This is a genomic window from Bacteroidota bacterium (assembly GCA_018266755.1).
Taxonomy (GTDB): domain Bacteria; phylum Bacteroidota; class Ignavibacteria; order Palsa-1295; family Palsa-1295; genus JAFDZW01.
In genome coordinates this window covers 238,166-263,731 of the sequence record JAFDZW010000005.1, presented here as the reverse complement: position 1 = coordinate 263,731, position 25,566 = coordinate 238,166, and the positions used below count along the sequence as shown (strand labels likewise).

General features: G+C 52.6%; 19 protein-coding genes and 1 tRNA gene. All 20 read left to right on the top strand.

From position 1 onward, the window contains the following. The first annotated feature begins 5 nt into the window (after positions 1–5). The 20 genes from truA to JSS75_05670 all read left to right on the top strand — a co-directional run bounded on the left by truA (position 6) and on the right by JSS75_05670 (position 25,481). Positions 6–761 (top strand): tRNA pseudouridine(38-40) synthase TruA, encoded by a 756-nt coding sequence (truA, locus tag JSS75_05765; GenBank protein ID MBS1903192.1) that lies wholly within the window; start codon positions 6–8, stop codon positions 759–761. 61 nt (positions 762–822) lie between these two features. Next, complete coding sequence (locus JSS75_05760) at positions 823–1,851, top strand: PorV/PorQ family protein (protein ID MBS1903191.1); 1,029 nt, start codon at positions 823–825, stop codon at positions 1,849–1,851. Between the two features lie 49 nt (positions 1,852–1,900). Further along, a complete protein-coding gene (locus tag JSS75_05755) occupies positions 1,901–2,524 on the top strand; it encodes a hypothetical protein (GenBank protein ID MBS1903190.1) in 624 nt (207 codons plus the stop codon). 110 nt (positions 2,525–2,634) lie between these two features. Beyond that, positions 2,635–2,706, top strand: a tRNA-Gln gene (locus JSS75_05750). Between the two features lie 82 nt (positions 2,707–2,788). After that, entirely contained in the window at positions 2,789–3,718 is a 930-nt protein-coding gene (locus JSS75_05745) for a ribose-phosphate pyrophosphokinase (GenBank protein ID MBS1903189.1), read from the top strand. 182 nt (positions 3,719–3,900) lie between these two features. Continuing rightward, the gene (locus tag JSS75_05740) at positions 3,901–4,536 is read left to right on the top strand and encodes a 50S ribosomal protein L25 (GenBank protein ID MBS1903188.1); all 636 of its coding nucleotides are present in this window, start codon (positions 3,901–3,903) and stop codon (positions 4,534–4,536) included. Positions 4,537–4,605: 69 nt separating this feature from the next. After that, the gene (locus tag JSS75_05735) at positions 4,606–5,184 is read left to right on the top strand and encodes an aminoacyl-tRNA hydrolase (protein MBS1903187.1); all 579 of its coding nucleotides are present in this window, start codon (positions 4,606–4,608) and stop codon (positions 5,182–5,184) included. Between the two features lie 169 nt (positions 5,185–5,353). Beyond that, the gene (locus JSS75_05730) at positions 5,354–7,570 is read left to right on the top strand and encodes a sodium-translocating pyrophosphatase (protein ID MBS1903186.1); all 2,217 of its coding nucleotides are present in this window, start codon (positions 5,354–5,356) and stop codon (positions 7,568–7,570) included. 355 nt (positions 7,571–7,925) lie between these two features. After that, entirely contained in the window at positions 7,926–9,629 is a 1,704-nt protein-coding gene (locus JSS75_05725) for a hypothetical protein (protein MBS1903185.1), read from the top strand. 145 nt (positions 9,630–9,774) lie between these two features. Continuing rightward, positions 9,775–10,179 carry a 30S ribosomal protein S6 gene (gene rpsF, locus JSS75_05720; GenBank protein ID MBS1903184.1) on the top strand — a complete coding sequence of 135 codons (405 nt, stop codon included), beginning with the start codon at positions 9,775–9,777 and terminating at the stop codon, positions 10,177–10,179. 76 nt (positions 10,180–10,255) lie between these two features. Beyond that, a complete protein-coding gene (locus JSS75_05715; protein ID MBS1903183.1) occupies positions 10,256–10,720 on the top strand; it encodes a single-stranded DNA-binding protein in 465 nt (154 codons plus the stop codon). A 32-nt stretch (positions 10,721–10,752) separates the two neighbouring features. Next, entirely contained in the window at positions 10,753–11,196 is a 444-nt protein-coding gene (locus tag JSS75_05710) for a 50S ribosomal protein L9 (protein MBS1903182.1), read from the top strand. Positions 11,197–11,263: 67 nt separating this feature from the next. Beyond that, complete coding sequence (locus JSS75_05705; protein ID MBS1903181.1) at positions 11,264–11,845, top strand: YihA family ribosome biogenesis GTP-binding protein; 582 nt, start codon at positions 11,264–11,266, stop codon at positions 11,843–11,845. A 128-nt stretch (positions 11,846–11,973) separates the two neighbouring features. Next, the gene (locus JSS75_05700) at positions 11,974–13,983 is read left to right on the top strand and encodes a T9SS type A sorting domain-containing protein (protein MBS1903180.1); all 2,010 of its coding nucleotides are present in this window, start codon (positions 11,974–11,976) and stop codon (positions 13,981–13,983) included. A gap of 160 nt (positions 13,984–14,143) precedes the next feature. Then, on the top strand, positions 14,144–17,209 hold the full coding sequence (locus JSS75_05695) for a TonB-dependent receptor (GenBank protein ID MBS1903179.1): 3,066 nt from the start codon (positions 14,144–14,146) through the stop codon (positions 17,207–17,209). Between the two features lie 50 nt (positions 17,210–17,259). After that, a complete protein-coding gene (locus JSS75_05690) occupies positions 17,260–21,003 on the top strand; it encodes a hypothetical protein (protein MBS1903178.1) in 3,744 nt (1,247 codons plus the stop codon). Positions 21,004–21,094: 91 nt separating this feature from the next. Then, the gene (locus JSS75_05685; protein ID MBS1903177.1) at positions 21,095–22,147 is read left to right on the top strand and encodes a PorV/PorQ family protein; all 1,053 of its coding nucleotides are present in this window, start codon (positions 21,095–21,097) and stop codon (positions 22,145–22,147) included. 110 nt (positions 22,148–22,257) lie between these two features. Beyond that, positions 22,258–23,685, top strand: a complete 1,428-nt coding sequence (locus JSS75_05680; GenBank protein MBS1903176.1) for a GWxTD domain-containing protein — start codon at positions 22,258–22,260, stop codon at positions 23,683–23,685. 6 nt (positions 23,686–23,691) lie between these two features. Continuing rightward, a complete protein-coding gene (locus JSS75_05675) occupies positions 23,692–24,486 on the top strand; it encodes a hypothetical protein (protein MBS1903175.1) in 795 nt (264 codons plus the stop codon). Then, complete coding sequence (locus tag JSS75_05670; protein MBS1903174.1) at positions 24,483–25,481, top strand: glycosyltransferase family 9 protein; 999 nt, start codon at positions 24,483–24,485, stop codon at positions 25,479–25,481. Before JSS75_05675 ends, JSS75_05670 begins: the two co-directional genes overlap by 4 nt. Positions 25,482–25,566 lie beyond the last annotated feature (85 nt).

Here is a 25,566-nt window from a genome sequence, read left to right as displayed (position 1 = left end):
TGGGGATGAAAATTGCACTCCTTGTCGAGTATGACGGCAGCGCTTTCAACGGGTGGCAGGTGCAACCTGACGGCAGGACCGTTCAAGGTGCCTTGCAGGATACGCTTGCACGTTTGAGTGGAAATGAGACGATCGTGATCGGTGCAGGCCGAACGGATGCCGGAGTTCATGCAGTCGGAATGGTCGCTCATGCGGACGTAAACGTTTCAGCCGAGATGCCTTCGTGGAAGCTGCTCGAAGCACTGAATGCGCTGACGGACGAAGATATCGTCGTTCGAGATGCTCGCGTTGTCAGTGAAGACTTTCATGCACGGTATTCGGCCGTCGAGCGAAGCTACGAATATCGGATCGCTCGCCGGCGCATTGCTGTCGGTCGGAATTATGCTTGGCAAGTATGGCAGCAGCTGGACGAATCGGCAATGCAGGCGGCCGTTGCCATGCTTGTTGGTGAGCATGACTTCACATCGTTTTCCAAATTATCCGACGATGTCAACCACTACCGCTGTACGGTCACGCAAGCTGCGCTTGTAAACTCCGGCGATATGCTCACGATAGCGTTGAGCGCAAACCGCTTCGTTCGTGGCATGGTGCGAGCACTGGTGGGGGCCACCGTCGAGATCGGAAAAGGCAAGCTGTCTATCGAGGCATTTCGGAGGCTCATCGACGAACCCCAAGAGCTTCACCGGGCAAAGTTCATTTGTCCGGCACATGGGCTTACGTTCATGCGGGTGTCATACCCGGATTCATTTGGGTTGTGGTGATCGGGAAGGCAATTGTTCGTCCCTTTGAACATTCCTGCTCCGTTTGTTGTAGATTGACACAGTGAGATTTCGTTCGTTATCCATTCTGCTGCTACTTGTTGCAAGCTGCGCCGTTCGAGCGCAGAGCTTTCGTGCGTATAGTGGCGAATTCTTGCAACTGGGTGCGGGGGCTCGCTCCCTTGCGCTCGGAGGTTCGGCCATTGCATTTGTCGACGATGCAACGATGGGGTATTGGAATCCTGCCGGATTGTCTTCGCTTACCTATCCGAATATTTCGGCTATGCACGAGGCCCGTTTCGACAATACGGTAAAGTACGACTATGGCGCGATCGCCATTCCATTAGGGAAATCAAGCGGTGTAGCCCTCTCTGTCTTTCATATCGGAATCTCGGACATCAAGGATACGCGAAATGCATTTGTCGACCGCTCCGGGAGCGGTACCTTCGACGGCGAGAATTATCTCGATTACTCAAAAGTCACAACGTTCGGGAATTATGATTGGGGAGTGTATCTCTCGTACGGCCACCAACAGGATTCTTCGCCGCTTTCGTACGGGGCAAATCTGAAGTTCATCGTCCGGAAGCTCGACCCGGAGAATTCGGCAACGGGGATTGGGTTCGATGCCGCGGTGCGGTACCGCGTATCGGACCAACTAATGCTCGCGGCGGTCGGACAAGATATTACGACAACCCTGCTTTCCTATACTAGTGGTACCCGCGAACTTGTGTCGCCCACTCTGAAGCTCGGCGGAGCATACCAGTGGGACCTGTTTGACGATCGTGCCCACGTCATTATGCCGGTCGCAGATATCGATCTCCGATTTGAAAATCGCGGAAGTGTCTCCGAAGTTCATGTTGGGCCGATTAGCGCTGACATGCATGCCGGTCTCGAGTACGCATTCCGCAATATCGTTTTTGTTCGAGGTGGATATACCGACACAAAACTTCTGACGCTCGGTGTCGGCATCCACCTGCCGAAACTCTCACTTGATTACGCGTTTCAGAGTTTCTCCGCCGATGACCAACTCGGCAACACTCACCGCGTGAGCTTTAGCATCGCCCTTGACAATAAGTTGCGACGTGCTCGCTGAACCGACCGATCGACATTGCGGTATCGCTTGTCCTCGTATATTTGCGCCCGTGAAGTTTCGCTTACTTGTACTCGGCCTGTTGTGTCTGCCACTCGCGCAAGGCTGCTCGTTGTTCTATCCGGCCCCCGTCAAACTGGCCGAGGAGAAGGCGTTTTATGATCCGTACCCATCTGCGCTAAGCGACGATTACTTTCATTCTCCGGTCGGAGACCTGGCCGGGCATTATCCGAGCGGCTGGCTGCAAACGAATATCGAACACATTCAACCCTTGGAAAACGTGGCGTTTGTCTACACCGATTCGATCCGGTCATGGGCATTGACGTTGATCGAGATTCCTGGGTCTGCGAGTTTGCGCCGCCGCTATGATCAGGACGGCCTCTTGGCGGTTGCCGAAGAGTCGATCAATATCCATCGTTCGAAGATAGAGGGCTTTAGGCTCGAACGTAACCCGGAGGTATTTACCCAGTATCATCGGCCGTTCGCAAATTATGAGATTTCCCGCGGACCCGACCATATTCTGCATTCGCGCTATGTCGTCTTTACGACGGGCGTCCGGTTTTACGAGCTCGGAATGGTGCAACTGCGCCAAACGGCCCCTGCAGGGCCATATTTATCGAACTACCGACTTCTTCAATCTGTTATCGGGTCGCTCGAAGGAGTACCAAGCAGGTAGGAATGGGTAAGCGAGGGGTGGTGGAGAATGAATGGTGTTTCCAAGTCATTTATCCACGGTGGTTACAGTGATGACTATCTATCCCTCGCGTTATTGATTCTTTCTTGAATTGGGGTGTCGCCAAGCGGTAAGGCAGCGCCCTTTGGAGGCGCCATTCGTAGGTTCGAATCCTGCCACCCCAGCGTTTGAACTGTGTTGTTGCACAGTAGCGAACGGCGTGTTGCCGTCGCCAACAAGTGCAGCGATCCTAATTGATCGTCGTCGATGTCGCAAATGAAGATCGTTGCCGGACGCAGTAATCCGGTGTTCGCTGCTCAGATCGCTAAAGCGCTCGGCCTGAAACTGGCGAAGGCGCAGATCAAGAACTTTGCGGACGGCGAGATCTGGGTAAAGTACGACGAGAATATCCGCGACGTCGACTTGTTCATTGTACAATCGACCATGCCTCCGTCGGACAATCTGATGGAGCTGCTGATGCTCATCGACGCAGCACGCAGAGCAAGCGCGAAGCGGATCACGGCGGTGCTTCCGTATTTCGGGTATGCACGCCAGGACCGCAAGGACCAACCACGCGTTGCGATCACGAGCAAACTCGTCGCAAACCTCATCACCGAGGCAGGCGCCGACCGTGTGATCTCGATGGACCTGCATGCACCGCAGTTGCAGGGATTCTTCGATATTCCGTTCGATCATTTGTATGCATCGAACGCATTCGCAAAATATTTTCGCAACCTCGGGTTGAAGAACCTCGCCATCGCATCGCCCGATGTCGGGGGCACGAAAATGGCGCGAGGATTTGCAAAGCGTTTCGATGCGGATCTGGTGATCATCGACAAGCGCCGTCCCGCCCCGAACGTTGCCGAAGTGATGAACGTCATCGGCGAACCGGAAGGGAAGACGATCATTCTTGTGGACGATTTGATCGATACCGGCGGCACGTTTACGAATGCTGCACGTGCCCTCAAGGATGCCGGCGCGAAGAAGATTTACGGTGCGTGTACGCACCCGGTGCTCAGCGGCAAGGCGATCGAACGGATCGAGGATTCGCCGCTCGAATTCTTGCTCGTTACGGATTCGATACCGTTGGCACGAGAGTCGAAAAAGATCAAAGTTCGCTCGGTCGCAAAGCTCTTTGCCGAAGCGATCAAACGAACGAATAAAGGCGCAAGCATCAGCTCGCTCTTCGACAAATAACTTTGTGCGGTTCCGGCACGCTGGAGCCTCACGGTATTACCTGCGATGGTCGCAGGGTACATTCCACCAGCGCCGCTGGGCACTGCTTGGAGGTAACTTCGGTGTTACGCCGAAGCGAGACGGTTACACGCCGGCTCCCCCTCTGACGTAAGTGTGCGACGGCTGATGAAAGGTAAACAACAATGGCAGATATCCAACTTAATGCCGAAGCTCGTACGAAGCTCGGCGGCAGCTCGGCAGCACATCTTCGTAACGAAGGTCGTGTTCCGGGTGTCCTGTACGGTCACGGCGAACCCTCGGTCGCCTTCCACGTGAAGGAGCTTGACTTGCGTCCGCTCATTTATACAAACGAGACGCATCTTGTGAACCTCTCGCTTGCAGGAAATGCAAATCGTTGCATCCTTCGCGAGATCCAGTTCGACCCGATCACCGACCGTGTCACGCACGTTGACTTCGTGAAGATCCATGCGGGCGAGAAGATCCGCGTCGAGGTTCCGGTCAATCTCGTCGGCCAGTCGGTCGGCGTGAAGGACGGCGGTATTATCGATCACATCATGCATAAGCTCTCGATCAACGCAGAGCCGGATGCGATTCCGTCGCACATCGACGTCGATATTACGAACCTCAAGATCGGTCACGGCGTCCATATCAAGGATTTGCCGGCACATCCGGGCTACACGATCAACGGCGAAGAAACGGCCGTGATCGTTGCCTGCGCAGCGCCGAAGGTCGAAACGGCTGCAACGCCAGGTGCAGCAGCCGAGATCACCGAGCCCGAGCAGATTCAGGCAAAGGGCAAGAAGGAAGAAGAAGCATAAACTGTGTGAACTTCGTGAAGAACTCGCCAGCCGTCACCGGTCGGCGAGTTTTTCTTTTTCTGATCGAAGATGTACATCTTTGTGGGACTCGGAAATCCGGGGAAAGAGTATGACGGCACACGTCATAACATTGGATTCGCCATCGTCGATGAACTCGAGCATAAACTCGAACGCTCGCTCGGCTGGCGACCGGGGAAGGGCGATTATTACTATGCGAAGGGCATCCTCGCTGGTGTCGATGTCGTGCTGGTAAAGCCCACGACATATATGAATCTTTCTGGCCGAGCGGTACGCGATGTGCTGGCATTCTTCAAAGCTCAGATCGGAGAAGTGGTTGTCATCTGTGACGACATCGCAATTCCTCCCGGCGCTCTTCGACTTCGCTTGCGTGGCTCCGACGGCGGCCATAACGGTCTGACATCTGTGATCTTCGAGACCGGCACGGATGAATTTCCCCGTCTGCGCTGCGGAGTAGGAAATGATTTTCACAAAGGCGAACAGGCTCGGTATGTCTTGGGCCGCTTTAAGGAATCGGAGAAAGCGATTATTGACGAGATGACATCGAGAGCTGTCGGTGGTTGTATCGAGATTGTCAAACAGGGGCCTCCCAAAGCAATGAACGTGATAAATGTAAAACCGGGAGTATAGCGAGCCGGTCGGATCTGTAAGTGATCATCCACAAAAATCCCGAAATTGCGTCAGGACGGGCTATTTCTTCGTATTTTCGGAAATTCATCAAACCGACGCGTCATCCGAGCCGATTTTGCCCGCTGGCGCGGTAGTATTCACGTGTATTCACCCATAGCTCAATAAACGAATGGAATTAGCACTCGTTTTAGGGATTAGTGTGGTCGGCCTGCTCTTTGCAGGGCTCTACCTCATCCCGAATGTCATGAAGCGCGACCAGGGGACGCCTGCAATGCAGAAGATCTCCAACGCCATCAAGCAAGGCGCCGAAGCATTCTTGCGTCGGCAAAATAAGACGATTCTTATTCTTGCAACTGTCGTCGCCGCTGTTATCTTCATCGTATATGGTTTTGTACGTGCACACAACGAACACGATCCGGTATCGAGCACATCGGTGCTTGCATTCTGGACGACGCTGAGCTTCGTGCTCGGTGCATTGTGTTCGGTGGGTTCGGGCTATATTGGCATGTGGGTGTCGATCCGTACGAACATTCGTACGGCAAGCGCCGCCACAAAGTCGCTCAACGATGCGTTGCAGACCGCTCTTCGCGGTGGGGCAGTGTCGGGCCTCTTTGTTGTTGCGCTCTCGCTCCTCGGTGTTGCGGGTCTCTTCGCCATCGTTCAGGCGATGGGCGTTGTTGGCACCGCTGACCAAGATGTTGCCAAGATTCCGCTGCTGATCGGCGGATACGGGTTCGGTGCGTCGTTCGTCGCACTCTTCGCCCAGCTTGGCGGCGGTATCTATACGAAGGCTGCTGACGTCGGTGCCGACCTTGTCGGTAAAGTCGAAGCCGGCATCCCGGAAGACGATCCGCGTAACCCTGCTGTAATCGCCGACCTCGTCGGTGATAACGTCGGCGATTGTGCCGGTCGTGGTGCTGACCTTTTCGAGTCGACGGCTGCTGAGAACATCGGTGCTATGATCCTTGCATCGGGGCTGTTCGTTGCGAACCCGGGTGCATTCAAGGTCGGCATTCTCGGCGTTCTGTTGTTCCCGCTCGTTGCTCGCGCATTCGGGCTGATCTCTTCGATCGTCGGCATTATGTCGGTGAAAGCGAAGGAGACGGAAGATCCGATGAAGGCCCTCAACCGCGGCTATTACGTGACGACTGTGCTTGCGGCTGTTGGCTTCTTCTTTGCGTCGCAGTGGTTGCTCGCTCCGGCGGATCCGAACGGCCCGGCAGCCAATGCATGGATGAGCTTCTTCATCTGTGGCGTCATCGGTCTTGCAACCGCTCAGGCGTTTGTGTTCATTACGCAGTACTATACCGAGTATCGCTATCGTCCGGTGAAGAGCATTGCGGAAGCGTCGCAGACGGGTCCGGCAACGAACATCATCGCCGGTATTGCTGTGGGCTTTGAAAACGTTGCATACCCGATCATCACGATCGGCATTGCAATCGTCGCATCGTATTACATTGGCGATTCGAGCGGCTTGCAGCATGCAGGACTCTTCGGCACGGCTGTCGCAACGATGGGAATGCTCGGCACCGCTGCGTATATCCTTGCGATGGACACGTTTGGCCCGATCACCGATAACGCCGGTGGTATCGTCGAAATGAGTCAGCAGCCGGAGTCGATCCGTGAAAAGACGGATCGCCTCGATGCAGTCGGTAATACGACGAAAGCACTCACCAAGGGCTATGCAGTCGGCTCGGCCGCACTTGCCGCCTTCTTGCTCTTTAGTGCGTACCTCGACGAACTCGCTCATTACGGGTTGCATCTTTCGGCGGTCGATCTGACGAAGCCGGAAGTCTTCGTCGGCGCAGCGCTCGGCGGTATGCTCGTCTTCTTGTTCACGTCGATGGCCATCAAGGCTGTCGGTCGCTCTGCCTACGCCGTTATCAACGACGTGCGTGCACAGTTCAAAGAGAAGCCGGGTATTCTTCAGGGGACGCAAGAGCCGGATTACGGCCGTACGGTAGATATCGTGACGCGCGCGGCTCTCAAGGAGATGGTACTTCCGGGCTTGCTCGTGACGGGCATGCCAGTCGTCGTCGGGTTGATCTTCAAGTTCCTCTACAACATGAAGCTCGGTGGTGCTGCTGCAGAAAGCGCTCCTCGTCTGGCTTCAGGTGGAGAGGTTGTCGCAGGATTCCTGATGGTCGCAACGATCGTTGGTATTCTCGTTGCATTGCTCCTCAACAATGGCGGCGGTGCGTGGGATAATGCGAAGAAGTTCATCGAAATGGGCAATTACGGCGGCAAGCGCTCCGAAGCGCACAAGGCTGCTGTGGTCGGCGACACCGTCGGCGATCCGTTCAAGGATACTGCCGGCCCGTCGTTGCACGTGCTCATCAAGTTGATCTCGACGATCACACTGGTGCTTGCACCACTGTTTATCTAAGCGTGTTGTATCTATCGAAAAACTCCCCTGGACCGTTGGTCCGGGGGAGTTTTGTTTTTATTCATACTGTCAGTCTTTGGATGCTCGAACAATTAATTTGTTGTGGGCACCTTGACAACGGGTAATGGATTTCGTATTTTATCGATCGTAACCTAGAGCACATATATTTGCTCGGTTATCTCCAGGGCGATTGCCACCGAGGTGCACGCACAGAAAAACATCGAACAGGTACTCAGATGGATGTTTGTGTGTTGAGCGATATGTCACGGAATAATAGAGTTACGGTAGAGGTGAATGTGGATAGGCACCTCATAGGTCATTTGGGTCACCGATGAATATATAGGACGAATTGGTCATGATACGTTGGAAAACCTGGGTGTTAGTTGTTGTAGTGCTCACTGTATTTTCATCCGTGAGCAATGGTCAGTGGGTAAAGTTAAAGAATAATATGTTCCGTGGCCGCGGCGGAGCCGGGGCTCTGTGCTACATCGATGGCGATATCTGGGCCGGTGTTCGCGATTCGATTACGGTCTCACACGATTCAGGAAAGACTTGGGTGCGCTTACCGTCACCATTAGGAACAACCACCGAGGTCCGCGATTTCTACTTTGCCGACAAGATGCATGGTTTGCTTTCCACCTCAGGGCAGGGAGTATTACAGACGACGGACGGCGGCATGACATGGACGAATATTCTCGCCGGTGACGGTAATTTTTGGATGTCGCGCTATAACGGCTCGTTGGATACGATCCATACTGTCGAGAATACCAACGGCGTATTGTATACCAGCTATAACGGTGGGAAAACTTGGCGCCAAGACTCACTCGGTAGGTGGATATCCTGCATTGCGATCACGACAACAGGCACCTTGTATGTCTTTGCCCAAAAACCAGTGAACGGCATATCCAAAGGATGGGTGATTCATTCGTCGGATAAAGGAAGGACATGGTCGCCACGAGGTGCAATCACCGACGGAGATTGCTTTACGTTGTCTGTCGACTCGTGTGATTCAAAGCGTCTGTATCTGCTCAATGAGGACTGGGCAACAACGAGCGACGGGCTTTCTCAAGTTTACCTATCGACCGACGGCGGTGGAACATGGACGCCGACCGATTCGAACCCTGCACCATTCTTTTCCGGTTCGATGGTGAGTACGACGTACGGACTATTTGCAGGCGGGGCGTTCCGAGGCGTAAGCCGATCGACAGACCGGGGACTTCACTGGAAATATATCGGGGGTCCATCGTCGGCAAACGATTCGCATAACCTTGTTGCCATCGACGAGAATATATTGTTTATGCTCGATACTGTAGGTAGTCTGTGGAGGACGACCAACAGCGGAGGCGATTCTGTCTCAAGCATCGTCCCGAATGCCTATATCAGATTGAGCAGCGACCGAATCATCAAAGATTCGTCGAACATCGTCGTTCATCTTCCGATCTATTGCGAAGCAAGCAGAGTGACGGGCGACTTGGATATGAGGATGCATTTTCAAACGACCAGCCTGCGGTTCGTGCGCAGCAGACTCTACGATGGGAGTAGTTTCGATGCCCCTGCAAGTAGTGGCGAGGGAAGAATTCGTCTTCATGTCGGAATGAGCGCTTTGCAGAAATTTCAAGGTTCAGTACTCGGGTATATCGATCTGCTTTGGACTCCGATCGAATCGGATTGCGAGCGAGTAACATTCGACTCGATCTCGATTTCCGATCCGTGTACGGATGTCGCCGCCCAATCGTTCTCCGGGTTCGTCGGAGTAGGCACCGGTTGTGGAATCGATGAGGTTGTGCCAAATAGTACTCAATCAGGGTCGGACGTCTTCGCGATGATCTCAACCCCGTCGTTGGAGGGCTTCGCAATCAGATCATATAGTTATACGGGAGTTGTGGATGCCGATATCTTCGACGAGCGAGGCGAACAGATATTAACTGTGGCAGGGCAGATCGCACCTGGACGCCCCTTGAATATTCACGCGGATGGACTGACTGATGGAGTATATCATATACGGGTGACGGGGAAAGGGGTGTCGGAGACCCTAAAAGCAGTTCTACGGCGAAGGTAAATCGATGCTGCGATACTTGTGGATATCTTCTGAATCCAGAAACGGTTTTGCCGAAATATTGTTATATGACCACCCAAAAATAACCTGCTCCCACCCATTGTGATGGGGGCTGCCGGAGGTTCCGGTATCCATAGGACAACGAAATATGGCAGAAAAGCGATACGAGACTACATTTTTACTTCCGACCACCTTGGCTGACGACGCGCTTACGACGCTCGTAAAGCATTACCAGGAGGTCATTACGAAGAACGGCGGCACCATGATCGATACCGAACATTGGGGAATTCGCCGCCTTGCGTATCCGATCGAGAAGCATACCAACGCGCACTACTACTCATTGCATTATACTGCGCCGTCGTCGGTCAATGCGAAGCTTGACCGTACGTTCCATCTGGATGAGACGATCCTTCGCTGGTTGATCCTTGAGATGCCGGACGAAAACCATAAGCTGCGTCAGGCAATGAAGACGCGCCAGGAAAATGTCGAGGCTCGCCGTACGGCCGCCGCTGCAGCGAAGCTTGAAAGCGAAGCTGCAAACGCCGCTTCCTAACGAAGCGTCTGTGTTGAAGGCCGTGTGCAAACGTCACGACGGCCTGTGTATGTTTTAAGCAGTCTCTGTACCCGCAATGGCTTGCTTGAAAATGCCCGAGTTGAATTGTGTGATGATTGCCGGTAATCTTACCAAAGATCCGGTGATCAGGCGCACAACGAGTGGGATTCCGGTTGCAAACTTCTGCATCGCAACGAACCGGAAGTTCCGCGACGCGAACAACCAATGGGTTGAAGACGTCTGCTATGTCGGCGTCGTGGCATGGAGCAAACTCGCGGAGAACTGCATTGAAAAGTTAAAGAAGGGAAGTGCCGTCTTGGTTGACGGCGAGCTGCAAAGCAGGGTGCTGCAATCGGATAATGGATTCAGCCGTACGATCGTCGAGATCAAGGCACACCGGATCCAGTTTCTCAATCGCAGCGAGGTCCCGACCGACCTCGAAAGCCTTGAAGCAAACACATCGGTGCAAACAGCGCCGTGCAGCGAACCCATCGGGGAGTACACATTCCCTGCCGTCGCCCAGACGAGCGGCAAACTGTAAGAGTTTATCAGTACGATCATAGATTAAGTAGTATGAAGGTTATTCTACGCGAAGATATCGAGACACTCGGCGGAGCCGGTGAGGTTGTGAACGTGAAGGACGGTTACGCTCGTAACTTCCTCGTCCCGCGCAAGCTTGCGTATGTCGCCACCGCTGGCGCTCTTAAGCGCATCGAGCAGGAGATGAAGATCCGCGCCAAGAAGATCGACATTGAACGCGCGAATCTTTCCGAAGTCGCTGCAAAACTTGCCGAGATTTCGGTTACGATCCCGATGAAGGTCGGCGAGGAAGAGCGCTTGTATGGTTCGGTCACGCCGATGATGATTGCTGACAGTCTTGGTAATCAGGGCTTCGCGGTCGATCGTCGCGCTATTGCCATCGAAGAGCCGATTCGCACGCTCGGTGCGCATGAGATTACGATCAAGTTCAAGCATGGCGTCACGGCGACGGTGCGAGTGAACGTGATCTCGGAGTAAGTGCTCGAGTGTTCAAGATTTCGGAGCGGTACCCCATAACGGTGTACCGCTCTTTTCTTTTCCAGAAATGAGTCTCGCTGCGGCCTTCGTTCGCTCAGTGTTTGACCTAAGGGACTTGCCGACCGACGGCTTGCCCGAGGTTGCGCTTGTCGGCCGCTCCAATGTCGGAAAATCCTCACTGATCAATGCGATAGCCGCTCATAAAGGGCTCGCCAAGACCAGCTCGACTCCAGGCAAGACCAAGAGTCTGAATTTCTATCGGCTGGAAGATAGATTCTACATTGTCGATACCCCGGGATATGGCTATGCCCGCCAAAGCAAGGAAGAGCGCCGAAAGTGGCATATCCTCATGGATCGGTATTTCGAACATCGAGCGGAGCCGCAAACCGTTGCGATGGTGATCGATAGCCGCCACCCAGGACTCGCAAACGATCTGGAGGCGATCGACTGGCTGCGACAACAGCAGCGGCGTTCGATCATTATATTAACAAAAGCTGATAAATGTACTCAACGCGAGCTTGCGGTCCACGAAAAGTACCTTCGTGCGGAATTTAGCGAGGCAGAATCCTTGTTTTCGGTGTCCTCAGAGACTGGGAAGGGGATCATTCCGCTTCGCCGCTATCTGGAGACGACTACAGCAACGAGGTAGTATGCTCGCAGTACGCAACTTCGACGCTTCTTGTGTGTTGCTGTATTATTGATTTTGCTCATGACGACCCGAAAAATTGCGTAATTTGCAAATCTGAGATAGCTTCGATTCACCCTAACGATATCACAATGAGAAGAACTACGATTGGAACGATCGCTGCGCTCGCATTCTGCGCTTCGACCGTGGTCGCGCAGGTAGGAAAGATGCCTGCAAACAATAGTGCACTGCGCCAGACGGCCACTGCCCGTCAGAAAGGGGAGCTCTCCACCGTGCTTGCCACCCGCAGTGTCAAGGAGAACACAGGTTTTCCTTCGTCGCCTCTCTCCACGCAAGTTGCAGTTACGGGTGCCAATGTGCTACCGATCTCGTCACGATACGATGTTGTGAGTAATGGTCGAGCCTCTCACAATCTGGTCGTTGATCCGGACGATCCGAACAAGATGCACTTCATTTCGATGGTGCTGACCGATAACACGGAAGCCGATACCTCCGGCGCAAATGCGTTCAGCAGCCGTCGTGTGCAATACTCGTACAGTTCCGATGGAGGCCAGACATGGAAGGCTCCGGTGATTCTCGGCGGTGTGCGTTTGGGGTATCCCGATATCGTGCTTTATAAGCACAACGGGGTGAATGTGCCGATCATTGCGGCACATAACGGCCCGAACTCGACGGGAAATACGAACTGGGTAACGAAGGTGTTCTTTGAGCAGGGACAGCCAGGAGACGGCAATTTTGCTTCGTATGATTGCGATCGTACCGCATCGGACCAATCGACGAAGGATATTGGATATCCGTCGCTCGCTCTCTCTCCGAGTCAGGACAAGTTGTATGTACTCGGCTGCGTCCTCCAGGCGAGTTCATCCGCCTCGGCAGAACCACTTGAGTTCGGATATTTCGATCTTAGCGGTGCGCAGCCCTCATGGAAGGGGTGGAAGAATCATCCCGGTGGTGACGCTACTTCCGCAATCTGTAACGGAGGTGTCGATTTGATGCGAGTTGCCGCAGACGGAAAGATCGGTGTCTTGTGGGGACAAGGGGATAATAGCGATGCAGGTTTATACTTCGTAGAATCGAATGACGGCGGTGCCACCTGGACATCACCCTATCTGCCTCTCTACGTACCTGATGCTTCGGATGGAAATCTCAGCGGAGCATCGCTCGTCGACTACGACGGACTTGATTTTTGGTATGATGCTACCGGTCGTCCGCACTTCATGTGGCAGATGGATTACCAGTTGCTCGGGCAGAACCGCTTCTACCCATACACCGGTATGGTTTGCTACTGGGCGCTTGGCGATAAGAAGGTGCAGATCCTCAATACGATCTATCAGCCGCAGTTCACCAGTCTGCAGATGGGAAATGATTTTGTCGATGACACAATTCTATACCAACCTACCTACTTTACAGCGCCTCCTTCCGCGGCAGGGTATGAGCCGACGGGTGTCCCATTTATTTCCAAAGTCACGACCACATTGTCGCCGAATCCGAATTATTTCATGGTGCTCTATAACACCTTCCAAGACAATGACACGATGACCGTGGATGAATTGGGTGATGGTAGCAGCATCAAAGTCTATCTGTTCCGCGATATCTATTTCCAACAGACTACTGACGGAGGCGCAACCTGGTCAGAACCGGCACCGTTTATGGCGAATGATCCGACGAACGCCGATCCGACTACGAAGCTGGACTTCCATTACCCGGCGCCCGCATTGAATAGCCCGGCTGTTGCAGGAAATACGCAGTATCATGTAAACTTTGTTGCAGATACATTTCCCGGTCAGCAGTTCGGAAATGGAATGCCCGGATGGACGTTCAATACCTGGTATCATAAGGTGATGTCAACGTCAGCGGTGCATTCTGAAAACGCAGTTGCAAGTAATATGCTTGGCGCTAATTACCCTAACCCAGCTGCTGTCTCGACAACTGTTCCGGTTACCCTTGATCAGCCAGAGGCTGCCACGCTTTCTGTTGAAGATATTCTCGGGCGACCGGTACGCACGGTATTCCGCGGGACACTCTCCGCTGGTACGACGAATATTCCGGTCGAAACGGCTTCGCTCGTCCCTGGGGTGTACCGGTTTGTGCTGACGACTGCAACGGGTTCGGCGTCGGGCATGATGGCAGTCGTGCATTGAGTTATCGGCTTATACCGGTACTGCCTGTGTCGGGCAGTACCGGTTCTGCCCATCTGTGCTACTTTCGAGAGTTGTTTGTGTTCTTGTAGGCAGACACTTCTGTCAACGAGTTGTGTGATCTGAAGTATTCTCAAGAGATTTTTTTGCAAAGGTAAAGGCTATGACCATTTCTTTCCGCACGATGCGATCAGTACGACTTCACAGGATCATCGGAGCACTGGTGATCGTCTGTCTTGCCGGTATTGGGACCTCTGTGTTCGCGCAGCCAGGTAAGATTAGAGCAAAGGTCGTTGATGCGAAGACTGGCGAGGGGTTGCTCCGTGCCAGCGTTCAGGTCCTTGAGACGAAGCAGGGAGCATACACGAAGGATAACGGTATCGCGACCATTATCAATATCAGCCCCGGTGAAAATTATACCGTCGTGGCAAAGTACGCGGGATATGAACCGCAGACGGTCAAGGGGGTTCGCATTAAATCCGATGCGACTACGGAGTTGAGCTTCCGGCTATCCACGAAGGCGCAGGACACGATCCTCGTATCGGCAGAGAAACTCGTCGACAAATCGGTTACGAATGTAGGGACGAAGCTTTCGTCGACCGAGATCACTTCGACGGCCGGACGTCATAGTGTAGACCAGGTTGTTGCCTTGACACCCGGTCTCGTCCGCGATAACAGTAATGGTGGGTTCTCGATCCATGGTGCTCGCGGTACGCAGAATTCGATTCGTTTCAATAATATCGAAACGAACGACGTCGTCAACGGAGCAACCTCTGTGATTCAATCGGCTGTTTCGCCGCTTGCGATTTCCGAAGTCAACGTCACCACGGCCGGTGGTGATGCTTCCAAGGGAGGGTATATCGGTGGTGAAATTAATACTCAGACCAAAGGTGGCGGTCTTGATTTCGAAATGACAGCCCATTACCGACAGGAAATCCCAGCATTGTTCGGTAGCTCCGATAACGGTTACAAGCAAATGGGCTCGGGTGACCGTATCTATGAGTTGGCTATGGGTGGCCCGTTGTTCACTTCCGATGTTCGATATTTCCTCACGGCAAAGATCAACACCCGTGATTATTTGAATGCATTCACGACTCCGACCCAAGATAACGAAGGACTCAACGTCGTGGATCCGTATGGAAATACGACCGGTCAGTTGCCAAACAGTAAGTATTATTCCCGCGCTGCAACCGCAAAGGTAACCTTCGATGTACTTGGATTCCATTTAAGCGCAGACGCTGTGCTCTCCGCAGTCAGTCGTCAATCGAACGGTGTCACACTTGCATATGGCGATCCTGCAGAATTACCTGCACGAAACACGATCGATAATCTATACACCCTGCGTGGGAACAAGGCTCTGGGTGAAAACGGTAGTGATGGACTTCTCGAATTTACAGTCGGATACGAGCGCGTAAACGATCGCTATGGAAAGTACGACCAGTCGGCAGGCGGCGGTCTGCTTTCGCTCTATAAGTTGTACGATCCACAGGATAACTTCAGCTACGACGATAATAACCATGTCGTGACGCCTGGCCCTGACGGAATCATCGATATTTATACTCCGGTCAGCAAGCAGATTCCGGATCCGCGCAACCCCGCAAATATCTTAAGCCTTTCGAGCGCTGGCTTGAACCCGTTCACCGGACATATCGAAGGCGCCCCGATCTCGTACTCGACCGCCAACCCCTATGGGTTGTTGAATCAGTACATCGTCGCAGGTAACGTTGCCGGTTTCTTCCATAATACGCGCGACCAAATCCAGTTGGAAGGCAAGTATACCAATCAGATCGGCCAGAACCATCTCTTCAATGCCGGTTTCGAAGGGCACTTGTACACCCTGTTCAATTATAACAACGGATTGCCGTGGGATGCTAACCCGTTCAGCGATTCGTTCGTAGTGAAGCCCTTTATCGGCGCGATTTACGTGGGTGACAAGATGGAGTTCAACGACATTACGTTTAACCCGAGCTTGCGCTTTGATATCTATAATCCTGGTAATGACCATGCATTGGTCGATCCGAATCACCCGATCGACTCTGCAACCAAGCAGCCGAACTTCACGACAGCTCCCGTGCAGACGCAGTTGAGCCCACGACTCGGCATCACATATGCGGTCACCGAACAAACCATATTTAATTTTAACTACGGTTTGTACTTTGAGCAGCCATTGTTCGGTGAAGTACTAACGAATACCGGTGGCAATTTCAATCGGGTGATCCAACGCGGTAACCAGATCATTGGCAACGGCTCACTCAAGGCTCAGCATACGCAGGAGTTTACTGTTGGTTTTACGACCGCACTCACTGATGTCCTTTCGATGTCGCTGCAGGGTATCTATAAAGATTTGAGAAATCTGTCCGGTCTTTCGAAGATCAGCAGCTCGGATCTTGCAATCGGTTACACGCTTTATAGCGATGATCAATACGGCAATTATCGCGGTATCGAGCTGACGTTCGAAAAGCGTATGTCGGATAACTACTCGTTCCGATTCAACTATACGTATTCCGTCTCGAAGGGCACGTCCAGCTCGGCAGCTGAAAACTACGGTCTCCTGATTAATTCGGGTGCGACCGGTGAGGATCCGAACGTGGTGCTTCCGTTGCAGCCGTTCGCATTGAGCTTTGATCGTACACACGTTGCAGAGCTGTTGTTGACTGCTGGATTCAATCGTGGCGAAGGGCCGACGATCTTCGGTACGAAGTTACTTCAGTTGCTCAGTCTTTCGACAACGACGGAGTACCAGTCAGGTGTGCCGTACACCCGACTCAATGCAAAGGGCCAACAATCGGGCGAATTCAACGGAGATCGCGAGCCGGCATATTTCCAGACGGATGCTCAGTTGACACGTAATATTCCTCTTGCCGATCTCTTCGGGGAGAGCTTCGGTAACACGTCGCTCGATCTCCAGCTCGAAGTCGTGAACCTGTTCAATACGACGAATCCACTTTTCGTGTACGCGACTTCCGGCCAGGGTGATGACGACGGTGTCAATCCACTCTATACCGGTACGACGGATTTCATTAACGATCCGACGAATGCAGACGGTCAGCAGATCGATGCGCTTGGTAAGTTGAAATACAACCCTCGTTGGGATCTTAACCACGACGGTCGCGTCAGTATTGACGAACAATCGCAGGCATACCAGGCACTGCGTAAGACGAACTTTGCTCGCCGGACGAATTACCAGATCCCGCGCAGAGTCTACTTCAACGTGACGCTCCACTTCTAATCCGGCATCGTACGCGCCACTATCAGATTACAGGAATGTATAACGGAACTATGATGACATCTCTTCTTCGCATTCGTGTGACGCTCATCGTCTTGGCGTTGGTTGCGATTGCCGCCTGTGCGGGCGACAGCAACGCGCGACCCTCCAAGAGCAAGTCCAGCGGATTTCAGACGCAAACCTTTAAGCGTCAGAAGAACACACTCAGCAACCTGGATTTCTATCTTACGAACAAAGGTGTGCTGTTCAATAACGATGCCGTTGCCGGTCTAAATTGGCCGCGCGGTACGTCGAACTCCTATATCTTCGGCGGCGGCTTGTGGTTCGCGACGAAGAAGAATATTGCCGGCAAGCGCCGTAAACTGGTGGAGCTCGGATACAATCCGAATTCCGGTGCCGGCTGGTACACCGAAGGACAGATCAACGACCCGGAAACTGGAGACGATGGGAAGTTTATCTCATATCTGAGTCCTCGCTATTCGACCTCTACCGGGGCGTATGACAGGGTAGTACGCTCAACGGTGCCAGACATGTCACAAGTGTGGCCAATCTGGGATACTGCGACGACGAAGACGTTAAAGCACAACTACTACTTCGGTGATTATATCGAATCGAATGCGGTGCGTAAAACACTCGCTGGAACCCTCAAGCCGAATGGTGACAAGGTTGTGCCGGCCATGTTGTCTCAGGAAGATATCGTCAATGTGTATTCCGACCAAGATGTTTCTGCAAACCCCGAATATCGCCAAGGTTTGGGATACCCGTTCGGTTTGAACATTGTCGAAGTGATCTATAGCTGGAGCTTCGGCCGGTATCGTGACATGATCTTCGTTCGTCACAAAGTGACCAATGCATCCAAAGACACATTGTATGAGTGTTTTGTCGCTCCTGCGTTCGATCCGGATCTTGGGGTCGGTGGAAGTGCGGCAGCAAATGACTACAATTCGTATTTCGGTCTCTTGAATGCTGATACGCTTCGAGCACGTCGTGTATTTCCAAAGAACTCACCGTATTACCAAGACCCGACGAAGCTCAATATGGGGTATCAGTGGTCGGGACCAGAAAGTGGTAAGCAGTATGGTGTTATTGGTTTCTCGTTCCTCGAGTCACCGGTAACCGTGAATGGGAATATCGTCGATAACAGCGATAGTGCAGCGGTCAATGGATATGGACCGGGTGGTCAATCACAGCTCGGACTGACGACGTTCAAAAAGTGGACGATCTCGAACGATCCGCCGACGCCGGATCTTCGCTACGACTTTGTGTCCGATGGCAGTAAAGATCACGATGTGGCGATCCAGGGCGATATGCGTCTTCTCTTTTCTACCGGGCCGTTTACATTGGCCCCGGGGAAGAGTGTCGAGACCACCGTTGCGATTGGTATTGCTCAGGCAAGTACGACCAACCTCGAATCGAATAAAGATTCGATCGTGAAGTTGATTGCCTTCGCACATACCGTCTTTGCGGATACCTCGGGCAGCTATGCTGCTACGCATGATTCTTCTGCAACGATCGTGAAGCATTTCATCACGCCGGTTCCGCCGGATATCCCGCAGCTGACGGCAACAAGCCTCGACCGTTCGATTCTGTTGAAGTGGGATTATACAGCAGATAATTCGCAGGATCCGCTGAGCACAACGCTTCCGTTCAATACCTATGATCTGTATCGTACCACACGCAGCGATCACGACTCGACCATTCGCCCTGACGGCTTGAATCCGATCGTTCACCTCGGCACATGGTCATTATGGAATCTCAGGCAGGATAGTGTCTTTGCCGATACGCTCTATACCAAAGCAGGAGCAAAGGTGCCGGTATTTACGGGCTTCAAGTACACTCGTACGAACAAGACCCCGAATACACTGCCGCACTCATTCCTTGATCTTGGCGACGATAATGGCGACGGAGTCATCAACGGCAGTGAAGGGTTGCTCAATGGGGTGAAGTATTACTACTTCCTTACTGCCACCGATGAATTTGACTCTATCAATAAAGTCGGGCCACTGACGACGGCAGTCGTCTCCCCTAAGAATCTCGTCGTTGCAATCCCTTCGCGACCCGTATTCCCGGATCTTCCGACAAAAATAGCCGGCGATATCAGTTGTATTCAAGGCGCCTGGACGTCGGATAATCTCCATGTAGCCGGTGTCGATAGTATCTCGCTTGAGATCGTCGATACAGGGAAATTCCTCGATTTGTATTCGAATGATACTGTCTGTGTCTCGTTCCTGCCGAGGTGGAATGAAGTATTGAATCCCCACTTCCTGTATTTGAGTCCGTTAAACTTATATGTGAACGTGACGGATACGCGACAGGGGAAACAGCTGACCTACGACAAATTGTATAATCCCAATGCCGTTCCACCAACCACCCCGTATAGTACCCCGTCGGGTATTCAACAGGAAGTGCTGGATCAGCATGCGGATTCAGTGGTGAAAGGACGCTTTACCTCGGACAATACTAACTTCGCTCCAAATCAGACCGTTGATCAGGCGTTCCGTGTCGTCGTTGACTACCAGTTCGAACAGGTGAAGGCTCCGTACCGCCTCCGTAAGGTTCAGGTAGTACGCGATGCTTCGTCGAATGTCGATCCATCGATCGTGCACTTGTCACACCGCACGATGCAGGCTCAACAAGATAGCGGTGCGGTCGATCTAACCGATCTTCCGGAGTGGGCAACGCTTCCGTCATTTATGGGTGCGCTGGGTGAATGTAATTATGTGATTCACTTCGGACAGCCCACGAATTTGGACGAACAAGAGGCTGATACACTCGGTAACTTGACACGTATCACAAGCATCAAGGACCCGAACTCCAGCGTCGAATTCCACCCGTCGGTGCTTCCGATCACCGTTACGAGCTCAACACATTGCGATGCACTCCTGAAGCCGATTCGACCGGGTAACCGGAATGATATTGTCTACGAAGGAGACAGCCGATTCTATATAGGCCGACTTCAGGCCGCGAAGGATCCGACAATCTCCTTCCCTGCAAATAATGATCCGGACTCGATGCTCGTACCGGAGCCAGGGAAATATGCTGTCGATGCGTTCCATTTCTCCGAGTCTCCGGATGATCCGAGCACGGCGAACCTTATCTTGAAGACGACGGGCAGTTTCTACTACCCGTACGATCATGCGAATCAGTCGAATGGGCAGCAGCTTGCAACGGTGCATCGTGTCCGACTTGCGGGTGCTGAGATCATCATTAACTTCCCGCAGATCACTGCTTCGACCATCACCGGTGATACGATGGCAACCGGTATACAAGGAACGGGTGACTTCCGTCAGGGTGATCAGATTCTTGTAAACTTTACAGGACTCGCACGAGGCTTGCCGATGCCGGATACTTGCTTCTTTATCTATACTTCGAAGGACAAGCGTGTCGATTTTGCATCGAACGCGTATTACCAGGAGCAGAAAATTCTCGATCAGGTGCAGGTCGTGCCGAATCCGTACATTGTGACGCATCTTGGCCAAACATCGACCGACAATGCGAAGCTCTTTTTCACGCGACTCCCACCGCGTGCGACCATCGAGATCTACACCCAGGCTGGCGATCTTGTGACCACTCTGGAGCACCATGGTGCAACAGTGACAAATGGTGTCGATTCACTCAATGACCGCTACAATGTAGAGGAGTGGAATCTCCTGACATCGGGCCGTCAGCGTGTCGGTTCGCAGGTGCTTGTCGCTCGCATCATTGCAAAGGACATCAACACGGATGCTGTCCTTGGCGAAACGACAAAGAAATTCGCAGTCATTCTTGGCGGCTATCGCCAGGTGACGGGTAATTAATCGTAGCATACTCGGGGCCCGTCGGCATTTCGCCGATGGGCTCAGCCGATGAACAAGAATTCGTACGTACACTTTCTATATATAGAACGGAATGACTTCATTGAAATTGTTACGCCGCTCTTTGTGCTGTGCCATGATTCTCTCGGCGACGTTCGGCCTTAGCCTGAACGTCGGAGCACAGACCACATCGACCACGAGTAGTGACTTTACGAACGTCGGTTCTGGCGGATCGACGTTCACGAAGATTGGGGTTGGTGCACGCGCTGCCGGTATGGCCGGAGGGTTTAGTGCGCTTGCTGACGATATTACTGCCCTCTACTGGAACCCCGCAGGGATCGCACATTTGCAGGGGATCTCGGCGAATGCCTCCTATACGGCATGGTTCGCTGGGATTACGCATAACTTCATCGGTGCAGTAATGCCGATCAGTGAAAAGTATCGGTTTGGGGTTAGCCTTACTGTTCTTGATAATGGGACACTGAACAAGGCTACGATCGATAAGGACATCAACGCAGGCACGTTCAATGCGAACGATATGTCATTCGGCCTGACATTTGCTGGCGCCCTTACGGACCGCTTTTCGTTCGGTGCGACGGTGAAATACCTTCGTAGTGCAATTCTCGATCTCAGTGCCGACGGTTTGGCATTCGATGCGGGTTCGCTGTACCAGACGGATTTCTATCATCTGAAGATATCGTTGGCCTTGACGAATCTCGGACCCGATCGTTCGTTTGACGGAAACTCACTTTCCGTGTTGGCGCAAAATACTGCCAATACCACGGCCAAACTTGTCGATGCCAAGCTCGTCACGAGCACGTTCTCGCTCCCGTTGTCATTCCGCATTGGTGTCGGAACGGACGTGTTCCAGGGTGAGATGCAGGATCAGAAGTTGAACGTCGGCTTTGATTTCGCTGCGCACTCCGACGGACCGGAAACCTACAACTTAGGCGGGGAATATGTCTGGAACGATATGCTCGCTCTTCGCGGTGGATATGCGTTTAACCAGGATCAGTTCGGACTCGGTCTTGGCGCAGGGTTCAAATATAAGACCGAGGATTTTATGGGGACGATCGACTACGCGATCAATACGACGAAGTCCCTCGGGACGATCAACCGGATCTCGGTGAGCGCGCAATTCCGTTAATAGTGCTTTTCCGTTCGTTTGCGCCTTTCCGGGTCAATTCCGGAAAGGCGTTTTTATTGCAACATATCGAGCTACGAGCGTATATTCTTTATCATCTATCATTGTACACGATGCGCAAGTACTTCATTCTCCCGTTTCTGCTGTTGCTGGCGATCCCGATCTATGCCCAGGGTTACACCTCAATGGATGCAGTGGCGTTCTCCCGGGGAAATGACTCCATTCAGGTAGAGGTCTACTATAGTGTGTTGCAGAAGCTCTTGCCGTTCACAAAGAGCGGTGATAAGTGGATCGCACCGATTAACGGTAGAATCGATATCTATCAGGACGGAAAAGTAGTTCGGTCGGCATCGATCCAGAAAGAAAAGTCCTTCGCTGGCTCTGAAGATGAGCTGAAGCAACATATTGCCGACGATGTTGTCGATGGATCGTTTTTCATGGTTCCGGCTGTCTCCAACACTCGGGCTGTGTTAACATTGATCGGACTCAACGATACGAAGCAGTCCTACAACGATACACTCCGCCGCGAAATAGAGGTGCCTCTGCGTAAGCCGACCAAGTATCAGTTCTCGAATGTGGAATTTGCAAGTCAGATGGAAAAAACGGCCGACAAGTCCAACTTTTTCGAAAAGGTTGGTTTCCTTGTCATCCCGAATCCATCGAGAACATACGGCGGAAATTACACGAAGCTATATTACTATACGGAGGTAGAGGTCCCGAAGAGCGATGTGAGTGGCTCGAACGGCGGTGTTATTCGAATTCAAGTACTCGACGGAACAGGGAAAGAAATGTTTAAGACCTCCGAGGAAGTCCAACTTGACGCACCGGTTGTACCGATCATCGGCTCAGCAGAGATCGAAGGGTTGCCGACCGATGCATACGTTCTTCAATTGACACTCGTACGCGGTACGACGGTAGTCGATTCAGTAAAACGTCAATTTTTCTATGATAGCGGCATTCAGCTCTCCGAAGAGGACGAAGCTCCTGCATCAACAAATGTCGATGAGGCTACACTCTATACAGATGCAGGCTTTGGAAACCTCAGCGAACTGGAGGTAGAGGAACGTGCGAAGCAGACGCTCTACGGTGCGACAGAAATTCAGAGAAAGAGCTATGAGAAGCTTACTGAGCTGAAAGCACGTCAACAATGGCTCTTTGATTATTGGCGCGCAAAAGATAAGGAGACCGGTGCGGCGCCGCTGTCACAATATCGTGCATTTCTAAAGCGTGTTGACGAGGCGAACCGAATGTTCAGCGTCATGAAGACTCCGGGATGGAAATCGTCTCGCGGTCGAGTCTGGATACAGTACGGTAAACCGGATCAGATCACCGGCGAACCGTTTGCCATTAATTCCAAACCATATATCCAGTGGGAATACGTAAGCCAGAAGATCCCGTTGCAGTCCGGATCACGCGCAGAATTTGTGTTCGTCGACAAACAAGGTGGCGGTAATTTTATCTTGGTCAGTTCGAACGCGCGTGGGGAAGTGGAAGAAGACGACTGGTTTACTCGCGAAGCTCAGCGAACCCCGGGCAATTAGGCGCGCATGAGGTGGTTGTTGGTGATCGTTGGGGAGAGCATTGCGCTATGCGCATATCTCCTCGGTGTTCGCCGCGACGTGGTGATTGGAAACTTGGTGCGAGCATTTCCTCATGCTCGTGATTCATGGCGGCAGAGGACTGCCCGAGCTTCCTATCGGTTTCTTGGCCGCACCTTTGCCGAAATGATGTATCTACGGTTTGCTCCACTTCGTGCGATCGAACAGAAGACCCACGTTTCTAACCCCGAGCTATACCATGCAGCGCTCGCAGAAGGTCGGGGATTGATCGTCGTGGCTGCGCACTACGCAAATTGGGAGTGGCTGGCATTCGGCGGAGCTTTGCAACTTCAGTCCAATTTTGCCATTGTCCGTAAGAACATCCAGACGTCGTTCACCGAGCGCTTCCTCGAGAATATGCGCCTACGCCCCGGAAATTCACTCATTAATTCCGGAGACGTACGAGCAATGATCCGCACGATACGAGAAGGGAAATGCTTGGCTCTGCTTGCCGATCAGGCTGCACCCAGCGAGAGTGTCCGAGTTGACTTTCTGGGGATTCCTACACCGACACAGCAGGGGCCCGCATGGTTGGCGCTAAAAACCGGGGCGAGAATGTTGTTTGCCGAGTGTCAGTTAGGCCCAGGAGGGAAATACACAATTCATTTCCACCCCATTCTTGTGGAGCCTGAGGATACGCTCGAATCGTTGACGCAAAAGCATGTGAGTATACTGGAAAATATCATTCTTCAACAACCTGCCCCTTGGGTCTGGCAGCATAAACGATGGAAGTACGTCCAGTGAAGCGCGCACTCGTCATGCAGCCGGCGTTCATCGGGGATGCCATCTGTTCTGTGGCTCTCGCGAATACGCTTGCGACGATCGACCCGGAATTTGAAATAAGTTACCTGGTTCGGCCGGAGTCCGCGAGTCTTCTGAGCTATGCCCCTAATATCCACCGTGTGTTTGCGTTTGACAAATATGGCGAGGATTCCGGTATTAAGGGGATTGAAGCGAAAGCGGCGGAATTGAATTCCGTCGGTTTTGACGTCGTGTTTTGCTTGCACCGCTCAAGGCGCACGATAGAGTTGGTCAAGCGTTTGAATGTCCCAATGAAGGTTGGTATTGTCCCAAGTCCTGTATTCACGCATGTCATACCTGCGGAGAAGACCGATGACGCCCCGACTTCTGCGGCGCGATTAGCTCGAACGCTATCGTCAAACGCGGACATTACGGCGCTGCCGACGCTTAGATTACCATCCACGCTCTTACCTCCGGAGTTCTCACAGCTCCCACGCCCGATTATTGGTATCGCGCCTGGGAGCGTGTGGAAGACAAAACGGTGGCCTGCCAGACATGTTGCTTCGCTTATCCAGTTGCTCTCATCTCGGGCAGGAAGTATCGTGTTAATCGGCCAGAAAACGGATGTTGATTCTGAAATTATTAACCCTGTAAGTACATATGATGTAAAGTTGATAAGCTATTTATCAAAACTATCTCTTGAAGCATCGGCGGCGGTGATTTCACACTTAGATGTGTTAGTATCAAACGACAGCGCCCCTGTACATATCGCAGTCGCTGTTGGCACCCCGGTTGTCGATGTCCTCGGTCCTACCGTGAAGGAATTCGGTTTTGCTCCTCGTCCTGCATCCGGCATAGTGGCTGAATGCGAGGGCTTATGGTGCAGGCCGTGTGCTTCGCACGGTTCCAATGAGTGCCCGATCCATACGTTCGATTGCATGAATAAGATCGACCCTGCCGTCGTACTGGCACGTACATTGGAGTACGTAGCGCGGTAAGTCGTACAGTGAATTTTCCCCAATAAGAAGTGTGTTAGCCTACACATGACTCGATTCTTTTCGAAGGGGATTCTGTATGCAATGC

Coding starts and splice junctions, on each gene's coding strand:
- truA (MBS1903192.1), top strand. CDS start 6: ATGAAAATTGCACTCCTTGTCGAGTATGACGGCAGCGCTTTCAACGGG.
- JSS75_05745 (MBS1903189.1), top strand. CDS start 2,789: ATGTCGCAAATGAAGATCGTTGCCGGACGCAGTAATCCGGTGTTCGCT.
- JSS75_05740 (MBS1903188.1), top strand. CDS start 3,901: ATGGCAGATATCCAACTTAATGCCGAAGCTCGTACGAAGCTCGGCGGC.
- JSS75_05735 (MBS1903187.1), top strand. CDS start 4,606: ATGTACATCTTTGTGGGACTCGGAAATCCGGGGAAAGAGTATGACGGC.
- JSS75_05730 (MBS1903186.1), top strand. CDS start 5,354: ATGGAATTAGCACTCGTTTTAGGGATTAGTGTGGTCGGCCTGCTCTTT.
- JSS75_05725 (MBS1903185.1), top strand. CDS start 7,926: ATGATACGTTGGAAAACCTGGGTGTTAGTTGTTGTAGTGCTCACTGTA.
- rpsF (MBS1903184.1), top strand. CDS start 9,775: ATGGCAGAAAAGCGATACGAGACTACATTTTTACTTCCGACCACCTTG.
- JSS75_05715 (MBS1903183.1), top strand. CDS start 10,256: ATGGCTTGCTTGAAAATGCCCGAGTTGAATTGTGTGATGATTGCCGGT.
- JSS75_05710 (MBS1903182.1), top strand. CDS start 10,753: ATGAAGGTTATTCTACGCGAAGATATCGAGACACTCGGCGGAGCCGGT.
- JSS75_05705 (MBS1903181.1), top strand. CDS start 11,264: ATGAGTCTCGCTGCGGCCTTCGTTCGCTCAGTGTTTGACCTAAGGGAC.
- JSS75_05700 (MBS1903180.1), top strand. CDS start 11,974: ATGAGAAGAACTACGATTGGAACGATCGCTGCGCTCGCATTCTGCGCT.
- JSS75_05695 (MBS1903179.1), top strand. CDS start 14,144: ATGACCATTTCTTTCCGCACGATGCGATCAGTACGACTTCACAGGATC.
- JSS75_05690 (MBS1903178.1), top strand. CDS start 17,260: ATGATGACATCTCTTCTTCGCATTCGTGTGACGCTCATCGTCTTGGCG.
- JSS75_05685 (MBS1903177.1), top strand. CDS start 21,095: ATGACTTCATTGAAATTGTTACGCCGCTCTTTGTGCTGTGCCATGATT.
- JSS75_05680 (MBS1903176.1), top strand. CDS start 22,258: ATGCGCAAGTACTTCATTCTCCCGTTTCTGCTGTTGCTGGCGATCCCG.
- JSS75_05675 (MBS1903175.1), top strand. CDS start 23,692: ATGAGGTGGTTGTTGGTGATCGTTGGGGAGAGCATTGCGCTATGCGCA.